Source organism: Bradyrhizobium sp. 17, assembly GCF_023073515.1.
In the GTDB taxonomy this organism is placed as follows: Bacteria; Pseudomonadota; Alphaproteobacteria; order Rhizobiales; family Xanthobacteraceae; genus Bradyrhizobium; species Bradyrhizobium canariense_D.
In genome coordinates this window covers 68626-93431 of the sequence record NZ_JADPJQ010000007.1, presented here as the reverse complement: position 1 = coordinate 93431, position 24806 = coordinate 68626, and the positions used below count along the sequence as shown (strand labels likewise).

At 58.0% G+C, this 24806-nt stretch carries 17 protein-coding genes and 1 pseudogene; 1 reads left to right on the top strand and 17 read right to left on the bottom strand.

Annotated features, from left to right (window positions below):
- Window positions 1–1576 precede the first annotated feature (1576 nt).
- The 6 genes and pseudogenes from IVB13_RS00855 to panB all read right to left on the bottom strand — a co-directional run bounded on the left by IVB13_RS00855 (window position 1577) and on the right by panB (window position 6794).
- On the bottom strand, window positions 1577–1972 hold the full coding sequence (locus IVB13_RS00855) for a hypothetical protein (protein ID WP_247447191.1): 396 nt from the start codon (window positions 1970–1972) through the stop codon (window positions 1577–1579).
- A 26-nt stretch (window positions 1973–1998) separates the two neighbouring features.
- Window positions 1999–2199: a hypothetical protein gene (locus IVB13_RS00850; protein ID WP_247447192.1), complete on the bottom strand. Its 201-nt coding sequence runs from the start codon at window positions 2197–2199 to the stop codon at window positions 1999–2001.
- Window positions 2200–2508: 309 nt separating this feature from the next.
- A pseudogene (locus IVB13_RS00845) lies at window positions 2509–3038 on the bottom strand (aminotransferase class III-fold pyridoxal phosphate-dependent enzyme); the annotation flags it as partial.
- 55 nt (window positions 3039–3093) lie between these two features.
- Window positions 3094–4296: a serine hydrolase gene (locus tag IVB13_RS00840; protein WP_247487327.1), complete on the bottom strand. Its 1203-nt coding sequence runs from the start codon at window positions 4294–4296 to the stop codon at window positions 3094–3096.
- 759 nt (window positions 4297–5055) lie between these two features.
- Window positions 5056–5913 (bottom strand): pantoate--beta-alanine ligase, encoded by an 858-nt coding sequence (panC, locus tag IVB13_RS00835; protein ID WP_247447194.1) that lies wholly within the window; start codon window positions 5911–5913, stop codon window positions 5056–5058.
- Window positions 5914–5915: 2 nt separating this feature from the next.
- Window positions 5916–6794 carry a 3-methyl-2-oxobutanoate hydroxymethyltransferase gene (gene panB / locus IVB13_RS00830; RefSeq protein ID WP_018459036.1) on the bottom strand — a complete coding sequence of 293 codons (879 nt, stop codon included), beginning with the start codon at window positions 6792–6794 and terminating at the stop codon, window positions 5916–5918.
- A gap of 294 nt (window positions 6795–7088) precedes the next feature.
- On the opposite strand from panB, the gene IVB13_RS00825 reads away from it, so the two are divergent.
- A complete protein-coding gene (locus IVB13_RS00825) occupies window positions 7089–7562 on the top strand; it encodes a hypothetical protein (RefSeq protein ID WP_247487326.1) in 474 nt (157 codons plus the stop codon).
- A gap of 917 nt (window positions 7563–8479) precedes the next feature.
- Here IVB13_RS00825 and IVB13_RS00820 read toward each other — a convergent pair.
- From IVB13_RS00820 to IVB13_RS00770, 11 genes are all read right to left on the bottom strand, one after another.
- Window positions 8480–8704, bottom strand: a complete 225-nt coding sequence (locus tag IVB13_RS00820) for a hypothetical protein (protein WP_083926545.1) — start codon at window positions 8702–8704, stop codon at window positions 8480–8482.
- A 2746-nt stretch (window positions 8705–11450) separates the two neighbouring features.
- Complete coding sequence (locus IVB13_RS00815) at window positions 11451–12314, bottom strand: SDR family NAD(P)-dependent oxidoreductase (protein ID WP_018458304.1); 864 nt, start codon at window positions 12312–12314, stop codon at window positions 11451–11453.
- Between the two features lie 156 nt (window positions 12315–12470).
- Window positions 12471–13958, bottom strand: coding sequence for an AMP-binding protein (locus tag IVB13_RS00810; RefSeq protein ID WP_247487324.1), 1488 nt, complete (start codon window positions 13956–13958; stop codon window positions 12471–12473).
- A gap of 342 nt (window positions 13959–14300) precedes the next feature.
- Window positions 14301–15542 carry a serine hydrolase gene (locus IVB13_RS00805; RefSeq protein WP_247487322.1) on the bottom strand — a complete coding sequence of 414 codons (1242 nt, stop codon included), beginning with the start codon at window positions 15540–15542 and terminating at the stop codon, window positions 14301–14303.
- A 124-nt stretch (window positions 15543–15666) separates the two neighbouring features.
- Window positions 15667–17706 carry an ABC transporter ATP-binding protein gene (locus tag IVB13_RS00800; protein WP_039800371.1) on the bottom strand — a complete coding sequence of 680 codons (2040 nt, stop codon included), beginning with the start codon at window positions 17704–17706 and terminating at the stop codon, window positions 15667–15669.
- A complete protein-coding gene (locus IVB13_RS00795) occupies window positions 17699–18550 on the bottom strand; it encodes an ABC transporter permease (protein ID WP_247487321.1) in 852 nt (283 codons plus the stop codon). The genes IVB13_RS00800 and IVB13_RS00795 overlap by 8 nt, the downstream gene beginning before the upstream one ends.
- Before the next feature lies 1 nt (window position 18551).
- Window positions 18552–19499: an ABC transporter permease gene (locus IVB13_RS00790; protein WP_018458299.1), complete on the bottom strand. Its 948-nt coding sequence runs from the start codon at window positions 19497–19499 to the stop codon at window positions 18552–18554.
- 71 nt (window positions 19500–19570) lie between these two features.
- Window positions 19571–21235, bottom strand: a complete 1665-nt coding sequence (locus tag IVB13_RS00785; protein ID WP_018458298.1) for an ABC transporter substrate-binding protein — start codon at window positions 21233–21235, stop codon at window positions 19571–19573.
- 508 nt (window positions 21236–21743) lie between these two features.
- Window positions 21744–22829 carry an LLM class flavin-dependent oxidoreductase gene (locus IVB13_RS00780; protein ID WP_018458297.1) on the bottom strand — a complete coding sequence of 362 codons (1086 nt, stop codon included), beginning with the start codon at window positions 22827–22829 and terminating at the stop codon, window positions 21744–21746.
- Between the two features lie 45 nt (window positions 22830–22874).
- The gene (locus tag IVB13_RS00775) at window positions 22875–23384 is read right to left on the bottom strand and encodes a flavin reductase family protein (protein ID WP_247487319.1); all 510 of its coding nucleotides are present in this window, start codon (window positions 23382–23384) and stop codon (window positions 22875–22877) included.
- A gap of 976 nt (window positions 23385–24360) precedes the next feature.
- The gene (locus IVB13_RS00770) at window positions 24361–24780 is read right to left on the bottom strand and encodes a RidA family protein (protein ID WP_039800367.1); all 420 of its coding nucleotides are present in this window, start codon (window positions 24778–24780) and stop codon (window positions 24361–24363) included.
- Window positions 24781–24806: the final 26 nt, after the last annotated feature.

Below are 24806 nucleotides of genomic sequence, written 5' to 3'. Positions count from 1 at the left end.
CGTCCAAGCCGGAGGCTTCTTTCGCACGTTCATTCGAATTCTGAAGCAAGGGTATCGGCTTCGCGCTTACAGAGGACCTCAGGCCCCCTCCCCCTTTGGCTGATGACAGAGCTCACCCACCTCGGCGCGTCCGTGCGCACGTCATCTGACAGCTGCGGCGTAGGCGACGCACACTCATCGATTGCCGGCAGCTCACAAACCGCCTTTTCATCTGATCGATAAAATCGAGGCGTTCCTTTTCGGTCGTCACCTCGACAAAGTACCTTCGAAGGGCGGCCGACCGTCCTCTTGCCACGTCTACCCACGCGGTGGACGATTTCAACGTTGTGCGGGGACGGGGGAATCGATCTCTGCGCCGGGCTAGTCGACCGGCTCCTGCAAAAAGTGACCCATTTCGTCAGAACAACCGGCAGGATGTAAGCTGCCTGCTCCTGCGCGTTTTCTTCAAGCGGGGGCGTGCTCGCTTGCAGTTCCCCCTTGTCACATGCGGCCAACACTAGGAGTGCTCAAACCAGCAGTGCTACGCACGACGAACTGAACGTCGGCTTCCGGGCCATCTAGCCTGACCAATTCGCACCGGCGAAACGCCAATCCAGTTCTGGAAAGTAGCAAGAAAAAGTGTCGTGATTTGAGCACGTCTGGAGATCCGTCAACGCGTAGGCGAGCGCCAGTTTCGGAAATCTCAACGAGAACGCAATCGCGCCACCATTTTCCATTTACCCCCAAAAGGGTGACCCAATGCTCTCGTTCGAAACGCACGCGCTTTGTTGGTCGCTTGCTCCAAAGCATCAAGATCACACCGCTCAGCGGCGCCTTCAAATCATTTCGTCAGAAAAGAAGCCGAAGAGCTGTTTGCGAGCGACATCAAGCCGGCCACGCTGGCAAGTCGGCAGTTGAAAGAGAATTATTGCCTTTGACCTCAGAGGCAAAGCGAGGTCTTAAATTACTTAACCTTCATAATAACGCGAAGAGGCTCGAACATAGGAGTATAATCCCGCTGCAGTCAGCGCTAGGAGCGCGCCGAAGCACAATTGTTTGCGCTTGAGCGCCCCTCGTTGCGGTCCTGGATAGCAACAGACCTTTCCTGCGCCCGCGCCGTCAGTTCTTATCCTGATTTTGCACAGATTTCCGGCTGTTGCGTCTGGAAAATGCATTTTTTGAGCACCACACAAGGCTACTCGGCCGTGTTGCGGCACGAATAATCGTTATTGCTTTTGGCTCAGCAAACGGGACCTGAAGAGCGGCGCGATATTATGCGCGCGACGCGCGTCGTTTGGCCCGGGTGTGAGGGGTTTCATAATTGCGATATGGATTCTGAAGTAAGTCTTGGTCATGACTCGGTCTCTGATTTTCCTCGTGGTTTTTGCGATCATCCTGGCAGCGCGTGGGCAGCAGCGAGAACAATTCGTGTTACGCCCGACTGCGGCCATGCCTCCGGTCAACGTACCCTGAGCGCAAGCGCACGGAACGTGTCGGCGAGATGATGATCATTTGGGGCACTTATCTGGTCAATCAAATCCGGCGGGCCATCCGCCGGCGGAGATCGTGAGAGTCCAGCATCGTTGCGCCGGCCTCGTTAGCCATCAGTGACCCTGGAGGACCGGCGCCGCCCCAGTCGTTCGGGCTCACGCCGGCGTAGTTCGACAGGAAGAGATCCTGCCGGCACTGGCGATGGCAGCTCACGAGCTCTCGTGTCCTCTGGTTGGAGTTGGTGCGTAGTAGGGCGCGGCTCCATCAGCTCGAGCACCGCTCGTCCCTTTTCCGTGATGCGCCACCCTCCATGCAAGCGCTCGACGAGTTGCTGCGAAAAAAGGTCGAGCTCGGGCACACGGGCGCCCATTCGTTTGGTGCGCGCCGCCCAATCCGGACCGCTCGTGGCCAAAATGGCCATGTCTCGCTTGAGGTCCGGCATGGATGCGAAGCCGTTCGGGTAGCTCACAAGGATCTTCAACACCGTGACCTGGAAATTCACATGAGCACTATCGGTCTTGTCCGTATCTAGCGCCACATGGTTGGCGCGGAGCGAAGAGCTTGCATTGCGACCTGCCGAAGGCGCTCCGCCGTGATCTCACCTTTATTGGCGGCCTCCAAGATCTTGGAAGCGACATGGGCCCGAGTGCCGGTTTCGCTGCGAGGCAGGTTGTCGCAAACCTCCTCAAGAACAGCACGCAAAAGCGTAGTGGTCGTTGCATCCAACACTTGGCGACTCCGCAAGGCGCAAAGAATGGTAGCAGAGAAAGCGCGGTGACCCCCTCAAAGAGACTACTAGCTGATTCCAAAGTCGAGTATGAACTTCACCACAGTTCGTTGCTCGTGGGTGCCCGAGACGTTGCTGCTGTGCCCTCCTCGTACGGAGTGGTTGTGCTGGTCTTGCTCCGCTACGCCAGTCCTGGAGGAACCGCCTCGTTAATGGAATTCAGCGCTGGAGGCGCTCTTTTTTTGACGATTTTCGCCGCGATGCGAACGAACGCGATCGAAGAAGCCCCGTCCGCGCCACGCCAGCGTCAGAGGCGAGAAGCCGAGGATCTCGCCATGCGGCATCGCGCGAGAGATGAGCCGACGCTTGCGAGCAGCCTTCGAAATCCGAGCGCCGGCCTTTAGGTGCGGTTCAAAGCGCGGCTTCCGATCCCGATCAGCGATGAATGCGATCGCCCCATCATGCCGACGCCGCGCGCTTTGCCGACGATCGGCAGTTGGCTAAAACATCCGGGTCGATCCAGCTTGAAAGCAGGCTCCGAGCTCATTGGCCTTGTTGGGAAGGTTCTCGCGCTCGACAATATCCAGGACCGCCTCCGCCGGCCGCGCCCGTCGGATGCCCGGAGTAGGTGAGCCGTGGGGAAGGCGGCGGCGTTGTGGGCCCCCTCTTCTAGGACCTCGTAGACCTTTTCTAGCACCTTGTAGACCTTTTCGCTGACGATCCATCCGGACAAGAAGAAGTAAGCCGAGGTAAGCCCCTTCGGGACCGCGATAAGATCCGGCTCGATCCCGTACTTGTCCGAACCGAACATGGCTCCTGTCCGGCCGAAACCCGTGATCAGGCCCATCTTGAGCAGTGGCCGCTGTAGGCCGACCGTCGTCAATGCCAGCAAATCGTCAACGCTCGGCGACAGCCGCCGCGCGCGAAGCTTCGGCGAAGGCGTCCCGCGCCTCGGAGTACTCGGAGTCGGTCGGTTTGGGCCAAGCCGAATTGATCGCGATCACGACCTTGTCTTTTGGATAGACGAAAATATTCTGGCCAAATATCCCCGAGCCCGCATATCCGTTATCGTAAATCCACCAGAAATAACCATACCCGATGCGGCGGCCGTTGTGGGTCTTCCCCGCTGCGTTCGGCGCGAACTTCATGTGAACGCTTGTCGCGTCCTGCACCCAGCCGGGTGGCAAGACTTGAACGCCGCCGGCCTCTCCACCGTCGAGGATGAACTGGCCGATGCGGGCGTAATCGCGCAGAGTCGCGGAGATGCAGCAGCCGCCATACTCTTGTCCGGACGGATCGACCTGCCAGACAGCGTCGCTTTCCATCCCGTAGGGCCGCCAAATCTTCTCTGACAGATACTCGGCCATTGACTTGCCGACCGCCCTCGTGAGCAAGAGTCCGACCAAGTCAGTTTCGCCGGTATTGTAGACGAACTTGGTGCCTGGTTCGTCGGCCCGTGGCAGCCGGCGCATGTAGGAGACGATAGGATTGACGCCAGACTCTGAAATGGCGTTGTAGTGCAGATTGACGTCAGAGTTGCGGTCAACATAATCCTCGTTCCACTTCACACCCGAGCTCATGGTCAGAAGTTGGCGAATGGATACCACTTCGTAGGCGCTGGCCTTAAGTTCATGGATGTAGTCGCTCACTGGCGCATCGAGGCTTTTGATGTAGCCATCCTTGATTGCCGCGCCAATTAGAGTCGAAGTTACCGACTTCGCCACGGACATCGAGATCCAGCCGTCAGTTTCTTTGCGCCCCAGGCCGTAGCGTTCAAGCACCACTTCGCCGTCCCTGAGTACGATGACGCCCGAAGTGCGCCGTTCTCTCATGTAACGGTCCACGTCCATGGCCTGGCCGCGCGATATCCAGCGGGGCGAGATCTGGTGGGCAGCCTTGGGCAGGGGATGGACATTCGTTCCGCGGCGCACGACATGAACTGGCTTGATCTTCTCTATTGCTCGGAAGCCGATGACCTGCTGCTCTGGCGTCCAGAGAATAGAATCGCCCGATGGGAGAACCTCTCCTTCTTCAGCTGCGACAGCGATCGGCCAAAGCATGGACAACGCGCCCAAGGACGCCACAAATGCATACTTCATGTTGATGCCCTTTGTTACCGTGGCCGAGCAATACAGCCGCGCTGCGCGGCAGCATATCGCGTGCGGAATGTGATTTTTCAGGCGTCTTGCCCGGATCGAAGCCGAATTCAGGCGAGAATCGATCCTGGTGCGCCGAATTCCCTTTGCCTGGAGATTCCCAGATCATTCGTCAGGTTAGACCAGGCGCTTAAGCGCCGTGGGCGAAGCTGGTCATGGTCCGTCTGCACGAGCGACGGCACGCCGCTTATAGCAGGCTCACGAAGCAGTCGAGCAGCCGCCAGATACGAAGCGAACAGGGCGCTCTTTCTGCTGCTTGATTTAGCGCGCCTATTCGCGCGCCTATGTCGGCTTGCTCACTCCGAGCTGGCGAGCGGTGTCGCTCACGGCGTTCGCTCCCACGCCATTCAGCTTGGTCTGTGACCGCCTATGGCCCTGACCATATCCCAGGTCCTCGTATTCTGCTCCAGAGAACGTCCGTGAAGCAGGCCAGGCGGAACGAGCGTCAAAAGGGCTGCCTCACCGCAAAGTACCTGGTAGAAAAGCGAAACATTGACCGCGACGATGAAGGGCCGTGCCCTCAAGAGAAAAAAATATGATCGACCGGATCTAACATCTCAATAAGGACGCGCTGCACGCCTGCTCGCACCAACTCGCACCAAGCTCGTCTGGTGGCGCCCTGGAAGGGTCGCTCGCTTTTCTCCACGGCCCCTCCGCACCTGCTTGCTGTCCAGTGTGAGCGTCACGGCGACGGGAAGCTTTCTATCGGCAGGCGGCGTCCGGATCGAGCACGACGTTGTCGATAAGCCGGGTAGAGCCAACATACCCTGCTGCACAAATGGCGACCGGGCGCGATAACGGGTTCGTGGCGGGCTCTAGGGTTTCAGCGTCCACGATTTCGAGGTATTGCAACTCATCCAGTGCCTCCAGAGGATGCCTAACAATCGATAGCAGCCGTATGGGATCGCGCTCCCCTTCGCGAAAGGCGGCTTCCGCCGCGAGCAGGCCTCGACTGATTGCCTGTGCACGGTTGCGTTCTGGGGCGCTGAGATAGCGGTTTCGGCTGCTCATTGCGAGGCCATCCGGCTCGCGGACTGTTGGGACGGTAACGATTTCGATCGGCAGGTTGAGATCAACTGACATGCGGCGGAGGACTGCGCATTGCTGAAGATCCTTCTGGCCGAAGAACGCGACATCCGGCTGGACCATGTTGAACAGCTTGCAGACAACGGTCGCAACACCGCGGAAATGTCTGGGCCTGAAGGTTCCGCACAGCGATTGCGCGAGCGCACCAGGTTCAATGAAAGTGTCAAACTGCGGCGGATAAACCTCCTGCGCCTCCGGTACGAAAACGATATCGACCCCTGCATCGCGGCACAGTTGTTCATCACGGAGAAAATCACGAGGATAGGTGGTGAGATCTTCCTTGGGGCCGAACTGCGTAGGATTAACGAAGATGCTGACGACCGTGGCATCACAACTAGCCCGGCTCTCGTCGACGAGGGCCATGTGGCCTTGGTGCAGGCAACCCATTGTGGGCACAAACCCGATGCGTCTATCTGGGGCCCGAGCCTCGGCCAAAACCCGACGCAATTCAATAGCGCGTGTTATTGTTCGCATGATCACGACCCTGAGGTTAGTTCGTGCGGAGTCCAGTTTGCGACTAGCTCCTTGAGCTCGTCCGGGAGGCGATAGGATTCCTGCCCTCCTGGGAATGCACCGTCACGCACGTCAGTCGCCCAGCGCGAGAGCGCCTCCTGCATCAGCTGAAATCCATTCGAATAGGGGCGCACGAATTTGGGCGGCTTGCCCTCGGTAAGACCCACCACGTCATGGAACACGAGCACCTGCCCTGAACATCCTAGACCGGCTCCGATTCCCATGGTCGGGATCTGGAGGATCTCCGTCGCCCGCGCTGCTAACTCAGCCGGGATTCCCTCCAGCACGAGAGCAAAACAACCAGCGTCCTCCAGAAAATGCGCGTCCTCGAGCAGGCGCAAAGCGTCATTGGCCGTCCGACCCTGAACCTTGAAACCGCCCATGACATTGACGCTTTGTGGGGTGAGACCGAGATGTCCCATCACGGGGATTTCGCAGTCGACCAGGGCGCGTACCATATCGAGGCGGTTTGCACCGCCTTCGAGCTTCACCGCATCGGCGCCACGCTGGATGAAGCCGCCGGCGTTGCGGATGGTTTCTTCCCGGCTGATATGGAAGCTGAGGAAGGGCATATCGGCAACGAGCAGGGCACGAGGTTTTGTGCGCGCCACGGCTTCGAGGTGATGATTCATCATGGAGACGCTGACTGGTAGAGTATTGTCGAATCCGAGGCAAACATTGCCAACGCTGTCACCGACGAGGATAATATCCACGATCGGATCAGCGATGCGCGCGGCAACCGCGTCGTAAGCCGTGGTCATTGCGATCCGCCGCCCCTCCTCCTTCCATTGCTGAAGAAAGGGTATGGTGATTCGCTGGTTTGGCTGCGGCGTGTGGCTCATCTCAATCCTGATCTGTTTTTAACGGGGCACCTCTAGTCCCGGCGCTTCCTAGGCGAGAGGACAGATAAGTCAATGCACCGGTAGACAAAGAAAGCTTTCCCTGCAAACTGGAAGAAGGAAGCACTGAACAGCCCAATGATCGCGCAATCATAGTGGGAGTAATTCTCTCGGCCCAGCGAAAGGTCGGTACGAATGATAGATCGCGAAGCGGCGAATATGGAACAAAAACGCCGATGATCAGCCCGGCTGAACCGCTACAATGCCTCAGCAATTCCGATGGGAGGTCGCAAGCTGATGGCGGACAAGGTCTGCAACGCCGCCGCTGCACTCACTTTCAACGTGGTGGTTGTCGGTGGAGTGTGGAGCATTTCGAACAGCTATTTCAGTTGCGGCCTCGCCCTGGTCGCCGCAATATTTGCTCGTCGCGCGGTTGAGCGCTCGTTCATCAAGCGGGCCCACCGCGATATGTTGCGCATTCATGGCGCGGACTGGGGCTGCGCGGATCATATGGGCACGCGCGTAGCCGACACGCCATCGAGCGGCCACGCTCGTCTTGACGTCCAGGTGACGAGCCCTCGCATTCGAGCCGATGGACCCGTCTTGATGACCAGCCCTGCTTCGCCTTTCCAGCGCGCCCGCGTCGAACGCCTGCGGGACTTGCTCGGTCAGGCCGCCGAGCCTTGCAATAGCTGTGGGAAGGACACTGGGCACAACGCAAGGTCTGATCAAAGAACGGGAGAGAATCCCTCAGCATGCGGCGGCAGCTGATATCTTGCGGGCCTGAAGTCTTCGCTATCTGCCATCGGCGTCCCTTAGAGTTTGGAGAGAGCGTGCGGCACAAATCGCTGCACCAAGCCGTGCAGAGAGGCATCCTGGCCTGGTTACGAGCGGATTCCTGCTCTATTGATGCAGGGCTATACCGCCATTGGAAGTGAAGCACTGCGCCCGTTGCGTCGCGCGCCGCCATGTTTTCGTCCAAGCCGGTGTGGGAAGTAATACTGCAGCCGAGGGCGGGTATTCTTCAGTTCTGCTCGGGGAAGAACTGCCCGTTTTCAGGGTAGTCAACGCCGCGCGCGCAGCGTGTCTTCTTGATAGTGCGCGTGCCTCGTTGTGACGGTAAGTCATGGGCAGTCGCAGGTGACGGCGACGCTCGAATGCTAGCAATCCTCGCTCGTCGCGTGGTGCATCCTTTCGCCCACGGCGGATGCGTGATCGTCGATGGACGCAATAAGCGTTATGAGGCGGCTCACCAATGCCCAGGGATGCCGACCCTGCCGTCGTTTCAGGCGAAAGTGGTGGTGTTGGTCTGGCCGGCTTACTGAAGGTCGCTTCCGACCAGACCCTAGGGGCAACGTCGCCCTTGCTCGAGATGCTCGGGTTCTGCTGATCAATACGGAGGGCGCGGCCGATGCTCACCTTTAGGAGGAATTCATCGGTATGTCTCAAGCTCCGGTGTCTCTGACGAGCGCTCCGCCGGGCTAATAAGCTGCGAAAGCGCGCAGCATCGGCGCGCCAAGCAGCTTTCGGTTCGATCGGCGTCCAGCAATAGCCAGTTATGTCCTGCTTTGCTTTGCGAACGCTAGGCGTCGGTCCGCTTTGAAGCGTGTAGTGTCTGAAGTACATTGAGGAGCCTGCCAGGCGTGACCGCCTTGGCGAAGCCGTCGCACGCCACCGAGAGCTCAGTGTTAGCGCCTTGAGATGGGATCGAGCGGCGTCCGATAGATTTCGGTGTCATCAGCACTGATAACGCGAACTGAACAGCCTTTGGCCTTCAGCTCTGGATGTACAATAGACAATTCCGTCGCAAGCTGGTCAGCTCTATCGGCGGCAAGGTCAACATTCTCGAGGATAAGGCCGCCCTGATTCTTGTGCTCCCCATCAATTACGAGATCAAATGAGTAATACGGCATCCGAATGTCTCCCTAGTTTTCGCATACTCCCGTGCTAGTGAGTATGGGTTACCCGATGTGTCCCCTCGTATTGCGTAAGTTGATCGGTACACATTTCACCGCTCGATCCGCCATGAAATGCGATTGGAAACTTCGCCAACTCATGAGGGGCGAAAGGCTGATCTAGGTCCCTAAACCATCACAAATGTGAGCAGGCTCGAGCGGAGAAACGCGATGCCCGGAGCAGTCGGCACCGACAGGCCGCCTGAGACATGATCACAGTCGTACATAAAGGCCCTCGAATGCGTAAGAGAAAGCGGCCGGCGCGAGCGTCAGCGAGTGATTTGGAGATCAATACTCAATCGAGACGCATTGTTTCTGCTAGTTTCAAGTAGCCATTGCATTTTTTCGACGCGGCCGAGCCCAATTCGCTGTCTTGCGTCCATAAAGCCGCTAGAGCGCGCTGGAGCAAGACCTGACTCTTTTTGAATACGCAGCGCGGTCTCAAGGCGAGACTACGGCTTGCTCCCGGCGCCGAGAAGGGAACTCTGGGGTCCTAGGAGCAGGCCAGGCACATGCAACCTCCCGCCTGAGGCTTTGGTGCGTTACCGCGCTCTCCGTTGCCGCGACACTTCGCGCCGAGCGACAACGCGCGACTGAAGTTGTCGCGCGATAGCCCGTCTGCTTGTCATCGATCGAATAGTGCTGGGTTGCGATTGTCTCATCGCTGCGTCTCCGTCTCTCCAGCTCCATCGAATCGCATTTCCGGTGCAATGATAAGAAGTGCAGCATATCAAACAGCTTTGGCCGATTTCACTTTGCAACCCGACGTCGCGACCTCCGAAGTTGCCGATGGAAGGACGCGTTCACCGGTCTCGGGACGCGTCGCGGAAAGCCCCGGGAATCGCCGAGCGCAAAGTTTCTCTGCCGCGATTCACGAGTGCCGACTTATTGAGATTGGATCCGAAATCCTGAAGCCAACCCGATCAGGCGATACGAGCGCGTACACCCGGCGACACGTTCGATTGGCTTCAATGAACACCACGCAACGCGAATATCACGCGAGAACCGCTAAATGATAGCAGTTGCTGCGTAGTTGGTGAAATCTTCGCACAAAAACTGCAAGATATCACTGCGAACGCCGCCAATCCCCTCGGGTAAATGAGTATCCGATGTGGGCTTGCACGATGCTAGGGCGTTTCGTGCAAGATGGAGTGGCCAGCGGGTTCATTTACTTGCTGAGCTCTTCTGCCCTTCGGGGCGTTTCCTCCCTGACTTGGCCGCGCGGTGTCTCGCGCGGCCTTTTTTCGCAATCGAGCACACCTGATTCCGCGGAGTTGAGGGCCGGCAGGAGCAACGCGATTGCCCCAACCGCCGCCGCGCGATCCACACAACGCTCGTCCAACCTGCGATTTAGTTTGACGACCTGTCACTTCCGCAGGGTGGCTGCTACATTGATCGCCTGCGTCGGCTCGACTCGCGTTTTCGATAAACATCCGGCGACCGGCATCGAACTCGCCAAACTGCCGCAGCTCTAGCCAACGTTTGTTGGCGCCGGATGAGCGTTTCCTGCATAGGTTGAGCTCCCAGCCAAGCAACGCTCGAATATCCTGCGCAAATGGTACGAACGGGTCCTGGGCCAATCGTCAGGATCTCGCGGTCATACTGACCTCCGAGCAGGGCAAGCCGCTCTCCGAGACGCTAAGCGAGCACATATCGGTGGCGCTTACGTCGAGGTCTATGCCGAAGAGGCTCGCCGCGTCTATGACGAAACCATTCCCGCGCCGCGCCCCAATGCAAGCTGCTTGCACCCACGCAACCTATTGACGTCCGCGGCGCTATCCGTGCACTTTGGCGGCATCACCGGTTATGGCGACGTCGGCAAGGTCCTGTACGAGCCGCCCTCCCCGCGATTGGCGACCTTCCGGCGCCCCGCTGACGTACATGATAATGAGCACCAATCTCGGAAACAGCAGGTAGAACATGATTGTCCGATAAACACGGCAACCACGATTGTCCACCAGGGGCTCTCGCCCCGCACGTGGTAGAGCGTGGCCATCCAGCACTTCGCACCATAAGGCGCGCGAACTCATCAAGATAGGCTTCCAGACCGCCGAATGATGGAAGTCTGGTGCTCCAAGCCGCACGACGGGCTCGGGCTGACGAACGCAGAAGGATCGAGCCTAACGATTGAGAGCACGACCGGCGCGATGCCAAGAGAGTGAAAGCCGAGCTGGAATATATGCCATTTTGAAGGGAGCTGCGACTTGCGCGGCAATGAGGGTCGGCAGCATGACTTCACGTAACCCGCCCATAGCCCCTGGTGTGATTTAGAAGCCGAGACAGAGCACGATGGCGGGCAACACGATGTGCACTATCCCGACATGGACCGCTATGCCGCTGTAGGTAAGCGGCAAATGGGGCTGCAGATCAGGTGCAGATCGGGAGGATGTCGCTGATGAGGCTGGGGTCGCCGTAGATCACGATCAAAGCATTAGTGCACACCGAGAGACATGTCAGATGCGGAATGACGACGACTACAGGGAGCACCCGGGCGCAGGCGCTTCTATACAATAGTGACCGGGTAAGCCGTGGGGTAGCCGATGATGATGATGCAGATGGTGGTGGCCACCAAGCGCGAAGCTCCGCACATGACATCCAGGCTGAAGTGGCCTTCGCAAATTAATCGCAGCGTTGAGTCGGTCCGGAACGCATCCGGCGAGTGACCCTTTCTACTCTCGCGGTTCCGTTAAACTGCGCTAGTTGTTCAAACGCCGCTGGGGTCCGTCGGAAAGAATACTGAAGCCGCGTGGGCCGCGACATCCGAGGCGGTGTAAGCCCCTTTGGGACGGAAGCCTTCTGCCGTTAACATCTTCACTTCGGAGATCTCTTCGCCTGATACGGCAAGAACCTTGCCCGAATGCTCGGCCGCTAAATCTGACGCCATGAACAGCACTCCGGGCGCAACGTTCTCGGGAAGCAAAGCGGGGCGATCAGATTCGATCGCCTCCGTTCCTGGAATCCGTGCCCACATGCGCGTCACTGCGTTGGGGGCCACGGCCATGACACGGATTCCGTACTTGCGTCCTTCGATGGATAGCACGCGCATAAACCCATAGATGCCGGCCTTCGCCGCCCCATAATTGGCCTGCCCAAAATTTCCAAACAACCCAGAGGTTGATGAGGTCATAATGATCACACCAGGACGACGATTGTCCTTTAACCAAGTCCACACAGGCCGCGTGCAGCAGTAGGTTCCCTTCAGGTGAACCTTCATAACGGCATCCCAATCCTCCTCCGCGGTATTGGCGAAAGTCCGATCGCGCAAAATGCCCGCATTGCAGATCAAGATGTCGACTTGACCGAAGGCATCGAGCGCTGCCCTGAGGATGTTCTCCCCACCCGCCAACGTCGATACGTCGTCGCTATTGGACACGGCCCTTCCGCCGGCGGCAACAATTGCGGCCACCACCTTCTCAGCAGCAGCACTCACCCCGGAGCCATTTACAGTCGTGCCAAGGTCGTTGACCACGACGGCCGCGCCTTCTTTGGCAAATAGGTTTGCATAGGCTTCGCCGAGACCACCTCCGGCCCCGGTAACGATCGCGACCTTGCCATCCAACAATCCCATTTTGTCCTCTCTGAACGCTCACCACCGCGAGCCCTATGTGCCTGCGTGAATAAACATCATGGTGCGCGGAATTCTCTGGCCGGACTCTCGGACCCACGATGTACGACTTGCCTCTCGCGCCCATCCTGCGCACCTTTTGATAGCACGCAGGGGCGACTAGGTTTGGCTGACCGCGGACTTCATTCGAGCGATACGTTCGTCACGCAAATGCGTTCGCCGCACCTTGCCTGCTTCATCGCGAAGAGGCTCGTCGACAAACTCAATCGTGCGCGGAAGTTTATAGGTTACAAGCCGCTCGGCCAGATGCGCCAGTAGCGCCTCCTCTGTCAGACCCGGACGTGCCTGAACAATGGCGTGGACGGAGGAGCCCATGTCCTCATGCGGTAGGCCAACCACTGCGCTCGAAATGACTTGCGGGAGCTCGTCGATCACGGCTTCGACCTCTGCCGGATAGACGTTTGACCCTCCGACCAAGATCATGTCGGTACGACGGTCAGAGAGGAAGAGGTAGCCGTCTGCGTCAAAGTAGCCGATGTCTCCGAGGCTCTCCCAGCCGCCCGGCAGGGTGCGCGCCGTGGCGCCCCGGTAGTTGTACGTCGGCGGTGATCCCGCCGATCGACGCATATAGATCTCGCCTATTTCGCCTGGCGACAGCACGTTTCCATCAGCATCGAAGGCTTTCATTTCACCCGAGCTCACGCGCCCGACCGAGCCGCGGTGAAGGAGCCATTCGTTCCCGGTGATGGTGGTACCCGCTTGGTTCTCAGAGCCGGCATAGAGCTCCATTATCACCTCCGGGCCTAGCCAGTTGATAAACGCCTCCTTGAGCCACGGCGGACACGGCGCGGCGAAATGCCAGAGCGTCTTCAGCGACGAGAGATCATATCGACCTCGCACCTCTTCCGGCAATCGCCAGATGCGGCTCATCATGGTTGGCACGAGATAGACCCAAGTCGCTCTATGACGCTGGATCTGCGCCAGTACGCCCTCGGCGTCGAAGCGCGGCATTACCACAACATGAGCGTCGTGAGTTAAGGCGTCGAGCGCGCACCCGAAAGGGCCATTGTGATAGAGCGGCCCAGGAATAAGCGCAGTGTCGCCAGGGCCGAAACGCCAAAAACTTGGGCCATCGGCCGGCTGCGCCTGTGTTACTCCACGCGAGCCGGACAGGATCAGCTTGGGCCGTCCTGTCGAGCCGCCCGAGGTTACCGCCTTCAATACTGGGGCCACGCGTGAGTTAAACGGCTGGTCATCCTCGCAAAGCGCGAGCAGATCCTCAACGGTGAAACGGCGTCGGCCAGCTTCCATGCCAGGCAATGCGATCACCACTGCCGGATTGGCGAGGTCGATGATCGCGCACAGTTCCGTATTCGGTAGTCGGAAAGATACCGGCTGCGGCGTCGCACCCAGTTTCCAGGCAGCCCAGCAGGCCTCGATGAACTCAACGCCATTCGGTAGGCCGATGGTGACCAGGTCCCCCAGTTGGACGCTCAGCCCCTCCAAAGCCCGGGCGATGCGGTTGGTGCGAGCCTCCAGTTGGCTCCAGGTGAGAGTGGTCTCACCGCAACTAACCGCCGGCGCATTGGGCGTAGTCTGGGCTTGCCGGGAAAGCTTCTCGCCTAGTGCGATGATCTCTTGGCTCATTTTAGCCTACAAACGTTTGTTGCTGGGATCCACGCTGCGTTCACTAGAACCAAACAAAAGGTCGGCACCAGATTCGCAGAAGAGTTACGCTACGCGCGGGAACAAAATCCCCGAGTTTGTTCGCTTTAGCGCGAAAATAAATCGTCATTCTTGCCGACTGCCAGCCTGGCCAGCCTGAACGGCATTCGCGGTGTCCCGTGACTGTGGCTGGACGACTAGAACGAAGCTTAAGCGAGGCAATTCGCTCCGCGTAGCCGGGTCGCATACGCGTGGCAAATGTCGGCCGCAAATGCGGCCGCCCCTGCTAAGCGCCGCGCAAGCGGCTCGGCGCAGAATGCCCTACTATTCGCGCAGCATCTTCCCAAGCGCCAGCATCTGGGGAAGGGTTATCTTGTCGTTCATCGAAGACGCTACGGGGTGCGAGGCGAAACGAGCGACCACCATGTCAGCCTTTGGCGCGACATACAGGCGCTGGCCATGGATGCCGCGGCCTTCGAAGGCGTCCAGCTCGTTATGCGTCACCCACCACATGCTGCGGTATGAGTATTTTGGCATTCCCGGGGCGCCCTTTGAGAACCGCGACTGGTTCCCGCCCTTTTGCACGTCGACTACGACGGACTCCGGAATGAGTTGCTTCCCCTTCCAGTCACCTTTGCACCGCATCAACTCACCGAATCGCGCCACGTCGCGCAGCGCTGCGCTCAGCCCACCTCCGGCCGACTGCATCCCTGCTGGATCGATCCTGATGTAAGCATCCTGCTCGCAGCCGAGCGGTACCCAGAGGCGTTCATGAAGCAGTTCGGCGAAGGAGCGGCCTGTCACGCGCGCCATCACCCAGGCCATCACTTCTGTGTTGACTGTTTTATAGGCGAACTTTTCGCCGTGCGCGCCTTCTTTACTTACCGTGCGCAGGTAGTCACACATGGTCTTCGGCCCGTCATAGCCGACCGGCCGCCAACCAAAGGAGCGCCCGTACGCGCTCACGCCGGAGTTCTCGTCGACGTAGTCTTCCGTGTATGCCAGACCGGTTTCCATATCCATCACTTGACGCAGGGTGGCGTCCTTCCAAGCGGAGCTACCCAGCTCCGGCAGGTAATGCGGGATCGTCTTTGTGTCATCGAGAACGCCTTCATGCACAAAGGCTGCGGTCAATGTGCCCGCAAACGACTTCGTGACCGAAAAGCACGAATGGGGCAGGTGCGGTTCGAGCGCGCCGAAGTAGCGCTCGTACACGATCCGCCCGCGATGCAGCACCACGAGCCCGTCGGCGTAACTGTCATAGAGCGCATCTTCGAATCTGCGGGCGCGGCCGTTCATGTCCACGAAGGTGAGCGCGTCGATGTCAGCGGCTCTGTCCCTACGCTCGAACGGCGCGGGCTGCCCGCGCTCCACATTGGCTGTCGCGGCAAGCTCGCGCATGTGAGACAGCGACCAGCGGATCTGCGGAAAATGGAGGAAGCGGCCGCTCTCGAAAGTTATCCGTTTATCGGGGGGCGGCGGCGCGCCATGCATCCAGCCGAATTCCCGAGGATCGGAATCACGGCCGTCGGGATAGCCCTTCCCCTCAAATTCAAGCATGCCCATCGGTTCACCTCAATTGTTGCAGTTGTTCTGTTATGGCCAAAACATTCAGCGCTAGGCCACCCCTTGGAGGCCTATGTTGGTCACACGCTATTTCGCTGGTATCCGCTAATCGCGGCTGATCTTATCAAGAAGCAGCATCCGCTGTGGCGTCTGCCAGGCGCTTTGTTTCCCTTTGGAGGGACGCGAGCTCTGCGGGTGCGATATGACAACGGATGATATGCCCAACCTCCGCTTCGACCAGCGGCGGCTCGCTGGTCTCACAGACAGTCCCGAGCTTACGGGGGCATCGAGTCTGGAAAACGCAACCGGGCGGCGGATTGGCTGCGGAAGGAATCTCGCCTGTCAGGCGGATGCGTTTGCGGATACCTTCAAGGTTGGGAGCGGCGGATAGAAGTGCCTCGGTGTAAGGATGGCTTGGTCCTGCGAATACACGCTCCGAAGGTCCTACCTCCATGAGGCGCCCAAGATAGAGCACCGCAATTCGATCGGAAAGATAGCGCACCACGCCAAGATCGTGAGAAATGAAAATGTAACTCACAGTTTGGGCCGCCTGGAGCTCAGCCAGTAGGTTCAAGATCGCTGCCTGAACCGACACGTCAAGTGATGAAGTAGGTTCGTCACAGACTACCACTCGAGGGGCGCCCGCGAAGCTTCGTGCAATGGCCACTCGCTGCTTCAGGCCACCTGATAGCTGGCGCGGCCTGAGAGACAAATGTTGGGGAGCCAGGCGGACAGCTGCAACGAGCGCTCGAAGACGATTAGACAGATCGGCGCCGCGAAATCCACCAAGCTTCCGCAACGCCCGACCAATAATGTGCTCGACGGAATGAGAACGGTTGAGCGCCGAGTCCGGATTCTGGAAGATGATCTGGACTGCCTTGACCTGCTCATCTCGCCGTCGCTCAAGGGTTGAAGCAAGGGGCTTGCCATCAAGCTCAAGAGTCCCGCCGGGATCAGGCGACACTAAGCCCAGAAGCATGCGAGCCAGCGTAGTCTTGCCAGAGCCCGACTCGCCCACTAGCCCGAGCGTCTCTCCTGGCTGCAGGTTAAGAGAGACATCCACCACGGCGCGGATCGCATGCTCGCCTTGGCCAAAAGTCTTCGAAACATTGCTTACCCGAAGCACCGGCTCCGCACCCGCCCTCGCTTTCGCTAGTACCGCATCCGGAGCAGTGCTGCGGGGAAGATCCGCTGCCCGATCTGGGTAATGGCAACGCACGAGCCGGCCACTTCCATTATCTTGCAGATCCGGAATTTTGGTCCGGCAATGGTTATCGGCGAGAGCACACCGCTCGGCGAAGGGGCAACCACTGATCGACGCACCGGGCGTGGGCAGGAAGCCTGGAATAGTATCCAGCCTCCGATGGTCCTTACGTTGCCCGGCCCGGGGCAAACACCGCAGCAGGGCTACAGTGTAGGGATGACGCGGCGCACTCAGCACCTCACGAGTAGGCCCTTCTTCGACCAAAATTCCCGCGTAAAGAACGCCCACGCGGTCGCACATCTTCGCCACTACCGCAAGATTATGGCTGATGAACAGGATCGACGTGCCGAGTTCGCGCCGAAGATCGCTTACGAGTTCGAGAACCTCGGCCTCTACCGTGGCATCAAGACCGGTAGTGGGCTCATCAAGAATAAGCATCGTCGGATGGCTCGCCAGCGCCATGGCTATCCCGACCCGTTGCTGCATTCCGCCGGAAAGCTGGTGTGGGTAGCGTTGCATCACTGAGGTCGGATCGGCGATACGGACTTTGGCGAGCATTTCGAGCGCACGAGCCTCCCGCTCTTGCGGGGGCAAGCCCGCGAGCTCGAAAACCTCGACCAACTGCCGCCCCACCTTCATTGTTGGATTCAGCGCCTTGCCGGGATCTTGGTAAACCATAGAGACTGTTCTCGCTCGTAGTCTCCGTAGAGCCCTCGTATCGAGCTCCATTGCGTCCGCTCCGTCGAGGAAGATCTTGCCCCCGGTTACCTTGCCATTGCGGGATAGATAGCGCACGGTTGCCAGCGCCACCGTCGACTTCCCGCAACCGGACTCGCCGACGAGGCCGTACGCCTCACCACGAGCAATCTTAAGAGTGATGTCGCGCAGTACTGCGCGATCTCGGCCGCCGGATCGATAGGCGACGGAAAGCTGATCCAAACAGAGGGCGTGATTAGTCATGAATTGCCCCATGCAGCCCGTCTGCTACCAAATTCACCGCGATGACAAGGCTGGCGATGGCCATTGCGTCAAATAGGACCGCCCACCAGTAGCCAGCACCGATCATCGCGTAATTTGTCGAGATCGACAGTCCCCAATCCGGCGAGGGAGGCTGCAGCCCGAAGCCAATGAAGCTCAGGGTAGCCACTGCAAAGATCGCATAACCAAGACGTACTGTGGCTTCGACGAGGATAGGCGGAAGAATGTTAGGTAGGATTTCAATAAAGACTATGTGCACTCCTGATTCGCGGCGCAGCGTCGCTGCAGCGACATAGTCCAATTCGCGTTCCGAAAGTACGGCGGCTCGGACGGTGCGGGCAATACGCGGGGCGAACGAAAGGGCGATAACCATGATCACGGTAGTTTCAGATTTACCCAAGGCTACGATCGCCAACAAAACCACAATGATCGATGGGAGCGCCAGCACCGCCTCCAGCAGGCGGGAGATGATGTCATCAATCACTCCCCGCACATAGCCCGTAAGTAAACCAATAGCAGTTCCCAAGATCGTGGCGAGGAATGTCGCCAGAGGGGCGATGGTGAGAATGTCGCGCGAGCCGATTATGACACGGGAAAAAACGTCACGCCCAAGCTGATCAGTGCCGAACCAATTGTCGGCGGACGGAGGCGCTAGAGCGTTCAGCACGTCCCCGGCGAGAGGGTCGTAGGGCACGAAATGAGGTCCCAATAGTGCGCATGTGATCCAGAAGGTCAGAACGGCAGAGCCGAACAAGAACTCGCCGGAACTTAATAGGGCGGCACCGATCCCTCGCCGGAGACTTAACGAAGTACTGACATCGGCCATTTCAGCCCCCTATTCGGATGCGGGGATTAAGCAGGGAATACAACAAATCTGCGAGAACGGTTGACAGGACCAAGACTGCACCGGCCACCAGCACACCCGCCTCAAGCATCGGGAAATCCTTGCTCTGGGCTGCAGAGAAGATAAGTAAGCCGATGCCCTGATAACGGAACAAGATCTCCACCACCAAAAGGCCGCCCACCAGATAACCGGCTTCAGTGGCGATGACTGTGATCGTCGGTAACAGCGCGTTCCGCAACACATGGCGCCAGATCACCTGTGGCCACGTTAGGCCCTTTAGTACGGCGGTTCGGGTATAATCAGAATCCAGCGCTTCAATCATTCCAGCGCGAGCCATGCGGGCGATATAGCCAAAGAGCACGAAAACTAGCGGCATTGCGGGAAGTATCAGGTAATGTATCTGCGTCAGGATTCCGGCGTCAGGAGGCCAGGTCGCTGAGATCGGCAGCCAACCTAGCCACACGGCGAAGATCAATATCAGCACGATGCCAGTGACGAACTCCGGTAGAACGGTCGCGGACATGCCCCCTAAGCCGATAATGCGGTCGATTGGCCGGTTTACATTCAGCGCAGCTACTACTCCGCCAAGAATCCCCAGTGGGACAACGAGCAGATAAACCACGGCCGCAAGTTTGAGCGAATGCCCAAACGCGGTGAGTACGATAGGGGCGACCGGGGCGGAATAGGCGTAGGATCGCCCCATGTCCCCCTGCAGAACGTTCCAAATCCAAGCGCCGTACTGAACAAGCAGCGGCCTATCCACACCGAGCTGGTGGTTCAGCGCGTCGACGGCTTGCTGATCCGCCAATGGCCCAAGGATCGCCCGCCCTACGTCACCGGGCAACACTTGGCCGCCGAAGAACACCAGGAGGCTCAGCACGAAAAGCGTTACAAACGCATAACTGAACCGTTGAGCAAGGAAGCGCTTCATAGATCTCTTTCACACACCGCCGTGACGACTCGGTAGGCGAGGCTGCTAACGCCCCGCCTACCCGCTCGTTACTAAGCCATCCCGGCGTTCTGCAGGAACAGATGCCCAACAGCCGTTGGCTGAACGCCGACAAGACCTTTCTTCGTCGCGGTCAGCTGGTCGTAGAAGTAGCTCCAAAGGTACGGAGTCTCTTCAAGGACAAGCCGTTGGATTTTGCCTGAGACTGCTCGCTGCGCCTCTAAATCAAGGGAGGCGACGTAGCTCTTTGCTAAGGCATCATACTCTTTGTTGTTGAACCGCGCCGTATTCCAGACGCCATCGCTCTTCAGTAGAGCCGAGAGATGAAAATTCGGAACGCCACGGTGGACATAGTCGTCGATGCCCAGCACTGCATCGAAAAAAGGAGACTGACCGGGGACAAACTGGCCGTAAAAGGACATGTAGTCCATGATATCCAGTTTAAGGTCGATGCCGATCTGTTTGACCCAGCCTTGGATGAGCTGGGCATACTCAGGAATTTCAAGATAACGCGAAGTCGAGAGCGTCACCTGAAAGCCCTTCTCCATTCCCGCCGCCTTCATCAATTCTTTGGCTTGCGCAATGTCTTGCCTACGCTGCGGGACAGTCGGGTCGGCGGAGGGGTAGATTGAAGCAAAGGGAGTGTCATTGCCAACTGCGGCATAGCCCTTCATCAACCCTTTGACCAGTTTCTCCCGATCTAGACAAAGCGCGACAGCCCGGCGAACGCGAGGGTCTTTAAATGGACCCTCATCGCACTTCATGGCAACCAACTGGTTTGCGGAAGACTTGATGTTGATTATTTCAACAGCCGGATTGCTGAGCAAGGCTATTCCTGCAAGCGCGGGAATCTTGTTGATCATATCAACCTGTCCAGCCTGGAGCGCGAGGATTTGCGGCTGGATGTCCTCGAAGAACAGAAATTCTGTTTTTGCGGGAAGCGCCTTCGGCCCCCAGTAGTCGTCATTTCGAACAAAGCTCACACCAACATTACGAGTGAACCTGTCGATCTTGAAGGGGCCAGTGCCGTCCCAAGTGTCCTCGAAGTTTCCGGAATAGCTGGCCGGCAGGATGATGGCATTGTAATTGTCGGACGAAACCAAATAGGGAAAGTTGCCATTGGGACCGTCGAGATGGAATTCGACCGTGTAGTCATCCACCTTTCGGATAGCTCCTTGCGACAAAACACCCCTGAATACCGTGAGCGCGTTCGAAGTATTTTCGGGATTGATTAGTCGATCCATGGTCGCGACGACGTCGTCCGCCTTCATCTCGCCGCCGGAATGGAACTTGACGCCCTTGCGCAGAGAAAAGGTCCAGGCGCTGCCGTCCTGATTGGGCTTCCAGCTTGTCGCGAGGGAGGGCTTCAGAATCAGATCAGGCCCAGGAACGCAGAGAAATTCACCGACCTGTTGGGTCAAGAGAAAACATCCGGGGGTGCCCCCTCTGACCGGGTCAATCGCTTGCTTCGGTGATGCACAAGCGATGCGGATCGTAGCCCCGGGCTGAGCGGCGGCCCGGGCGACCGATGGAGCAGCACTGTAGCCCGCCACCATTGTAACCTGCGCGAGAAACGGCAGGGACAATCCAAGCACGCTGCCATGCCGTAAAAAGTCTCGGCGGCTTACGCGGCCGTCGATATGCCCATCAACAAGGTGGTTCTCGAGCGAGGTGAGATTGGAACGGAGATCATCGAGCAAGCGAGGCTGACGTGACATTCAAGTTCCCCTTTCATGCAGGTAATAATCTCGCGCCAGAGCCAAAGACGGCACCTGCATATGCCGCGGCAGTTGAGTGCGAGCGAGCCGCAATTGAGACATTAAGCGTCCGGTTAGTGTCCGGAGTATTTCTAGTACATTCGACCGTCACAATTCGCCATTTTGTTACGCGTCAATGGCAGAAATGAACCATATTATTTCTGTTACATGACGCAAGACAAATCTTTTGGCTGCAGTTCTTTTCCCAAGCTGCGAATACGCCGAGCTGGGGCTTCGCTCCGACCGCACAGCGCTATGCTGGTGCGAGCGAAAGGTCTCGGCGGCCGCCCGCCGTCCCCATTGATGCCCCCTCTCACGCTCAGAGCGGATGCGAACTGCGCTGTTGTTCACGCCAAAGCTATCCGGCCAGCTAGCGCTTTCGAACGCCGCGCCCTTTGCGCTCTGCTCTTCATGCGCTGGCTCCTTACAAAGGGCTCGCAAGGCTAAGAGGTCCGACGCCCATTTCCACTTAGACACTCACCGAGCCGCTTCTTGAGCCGATCGAAGCGATCGGCCCCAGTTCTTTTTCAATGAGCGGCACGACTTCAGTCTTGAAACGCACGATTGATTTATATGCTCTATCGAGAGGCATACACCCGAACGAGAAATTGCAGGTGTAATTAGTCGGATTGAGCCGTGTTATGTCCGCTACCATCTTTTCGGCGACGGTGTGTGGATCTCCGACGACAGTCTTCTCTGCATATTCATCTAGGGTGTATTCACCCGAGTATGGCTCATCTCGGATGTAGCCCCTTCTGTCTAACGGAATCTCCGCCTTTCGAAGATGGTGAGCCATGCGCCCGACGTAACGCGCGCGATCCGCCACTTCGAGCGACTCGCGACGGCTATCAGTAATTCCAACGTACTGCATGATCGCAAGCGGCTTGGTCGAGGGTCTCTCTCCTATTGAGCTCCAGGCATCGTTGAGGCCATCCACCATCTTGTAAAGAATCGGCGAACCCAGCGTGCTGGCAGCCAAGAACGGCACCGCTCTCCATTTCTTGAAACGGTTTAGCAATTTAGGGTGGGACGAAGTTACGAAAATTGGGGGGAGCGGCTTCTGAGTAGTGCTGATGGCGAATTGCGTTTTTGGTAGCGAAATGTACTTGCCATCATATTCGACCTCACCATTGACAAGCGCGTTTTCAATCACGTCCCAGTATTCGAGGAATACATCGACGCGATCGTCTAGCTCAATTTTGTAACGATCGAACTCGTACCGCTGATAGCCAGTGCCAAGCCCGAGCGCGAGACGGCCTTCGGTTTGAATATCCGCAACAGCTATTTCCTGCGCAAGACGAAGTGGATTGTAAAGCGGAAGCACGATAACGGCCGGGCCAAGCTTTATCGACCTAGTCCAGCCGGCCGCATAGGCGCACATCATCAGTGGAGATGGAGAGCTGGAGTAATTTGCGAAGTGATGTTCAGCGAACCATGCAATATCAAAGCCCAGTTCTTCCGCGGCTTCTACCATCTTGCGGGTGTCGCGCATGACGCCGCTTGCACCATCCGGGTGATCGCGAAGCGTCATAAGGTTGAACAGACCGAGTTGCATGCACTTACCCTTCTTTTGTGATGATCTGACGCTGCCGCTACTCTGTTAGCTGGTCCCTTGAAGCATGAGAGGGGCCGCAAGCGCGTAAGTGCCGTTCTGATAGATAAGAGGCGCAATGATGCGATCGAATTGGACGTCGAATACTCGTCCTATGATGATGTCGTGGGTAGCGTATGAAATAGCCTGATCCATTTCGCAGAACAGTGTCGCCTGCGCGTTCGGGAGGTAAGGAATCCCATCCTGCTCAAGCCAACCACCGACATTGAAGCGCTCCTCCGGCGGCACCACCCCACTGAACGACTGGGACACGTCCATCTGCGATGCCGTCAGGACGTTGATGGAAAAGCGTCTCTCATCTTTAAGAGGACCGCTGATCGAGGCGCTCTTGTTGACGCACACGATGATCGAAATCGGCGCAAAACTCAGCGGAGTGACCGACGTCACCGTGATGCCATAGCGAGCCCGAGCCCGCTTGCAAGACAAGACGCAAACAGTTGATGCAAGCCTACGCATAGACTGCCGGAACCGATCAACTCTCTGATCCTGACCAAGCATCTGCTTTCCTTTCCGTCAGAATTGCAGATCATCTACAATCCGTCAACACGAAACCTCCTATCGCGCGACCGTTTTCTCGCCGTCGGGAGTCCGGACTTCGGCACCGTCAAGCCGGAGTCCGGGAAAGATCTGTTAGCCGCAAGCGGCCAGTCCGGACGCGCTTTGTCGCGCCCTTCCTTCTCGCTCGTGCAGGTCGGGGGAGGCGATCTCGGGCGATATTGACGTTCGGCCGCAATTGGCGATTGGATCGTGCCCCTGGCGCGGTGTAGCTGGCTGCGAGTCACCGGGCTGGTCAGCTGGCGAAGGCCGAAAGGCTTACGGTCGGATCATCGCTCAGCGGCGCGATGGCTTCCAGCGTCATGTACCGGGCGCGCTGGACAGCCCACTACTCGACCACGACCCGCCATACTGGCTTGGTCGCGCGATCCAAAAGTCATGTCATAGATATACTCCGTGGTTGTGGTACGAGAACAGAACCGTGGTCGATCTGCGCTTAGCACTCGTATGAAAGTAGCTGCGAGAAGCCCACCCTCCTGTCTTGAAGGGCTGTTCATAAAGCTCGATCAGGTCACTTGGTCCTAACTGACGTGGCTGCTGCCCGCCATACCGACCACGCAAGTCCCAACCCTCGCATCGCTGGGTCTTCACCAGCAAAATGGTCGTGTAGCAAACGTCTGCCGAAACGCCAGGCGCGAGCATGTGAGATCCGGCTCAATGTTGCTTCTGAGCCGGCTATGAGCTCGCGATCAAACGGTGTGACGGCTTCCTCCTTGCAAATGGCGCGCGAAGGAAGCACCCTTGATCCCATACGATGGGTTGCGCAGTTCCTAGCCGACTTCACTTACGCTGATAGTGAAGCCGCGGGCCGCTTGCGTAATCCCATTCTTCTCACCTTCGATATAGACTCGCGCTCCCACCCAAGACTTGGAGAAAAGACTCGGCCGGCTCCGCTCGTATGGGACGCTTGGTTGGCCGGTCAAAGCGCAATCGTGAGATTTCTCGTCGGTAGGCTGCCTGCGCCGCGGTAGGCCGTGACTTCGATTTCAAAAAGGTATTCAGGCCCGCCTAGCGGCCCACAACTGACCGTACTTGCCGGATTGATATTGCGGAATTTCTCACCGATATAAGACATTACTTCCGCAACATCTTCTTGCCGGGGAACGATGATACGACGGCGAACAATGTCTGACAGTCCGCTGCCGACCGCCTCAAGCGCACCTTCAACATTCTTCATTGCCAGCTTAGCCTGTTCCAAGGCCGTGTCTGGCATCCTACGTGTCTTATAATCTCTTCCGGCCGTGAGCGACATGAATATCCAATTGTCAACCGCGACGATTCGAGAGTAAGCGAGTCGCTCTTCCAAGATGCTGCCAGATCTTAGCTTTACGATTTCCATGTCAGTTTCCATTCTGCAAGGGATGA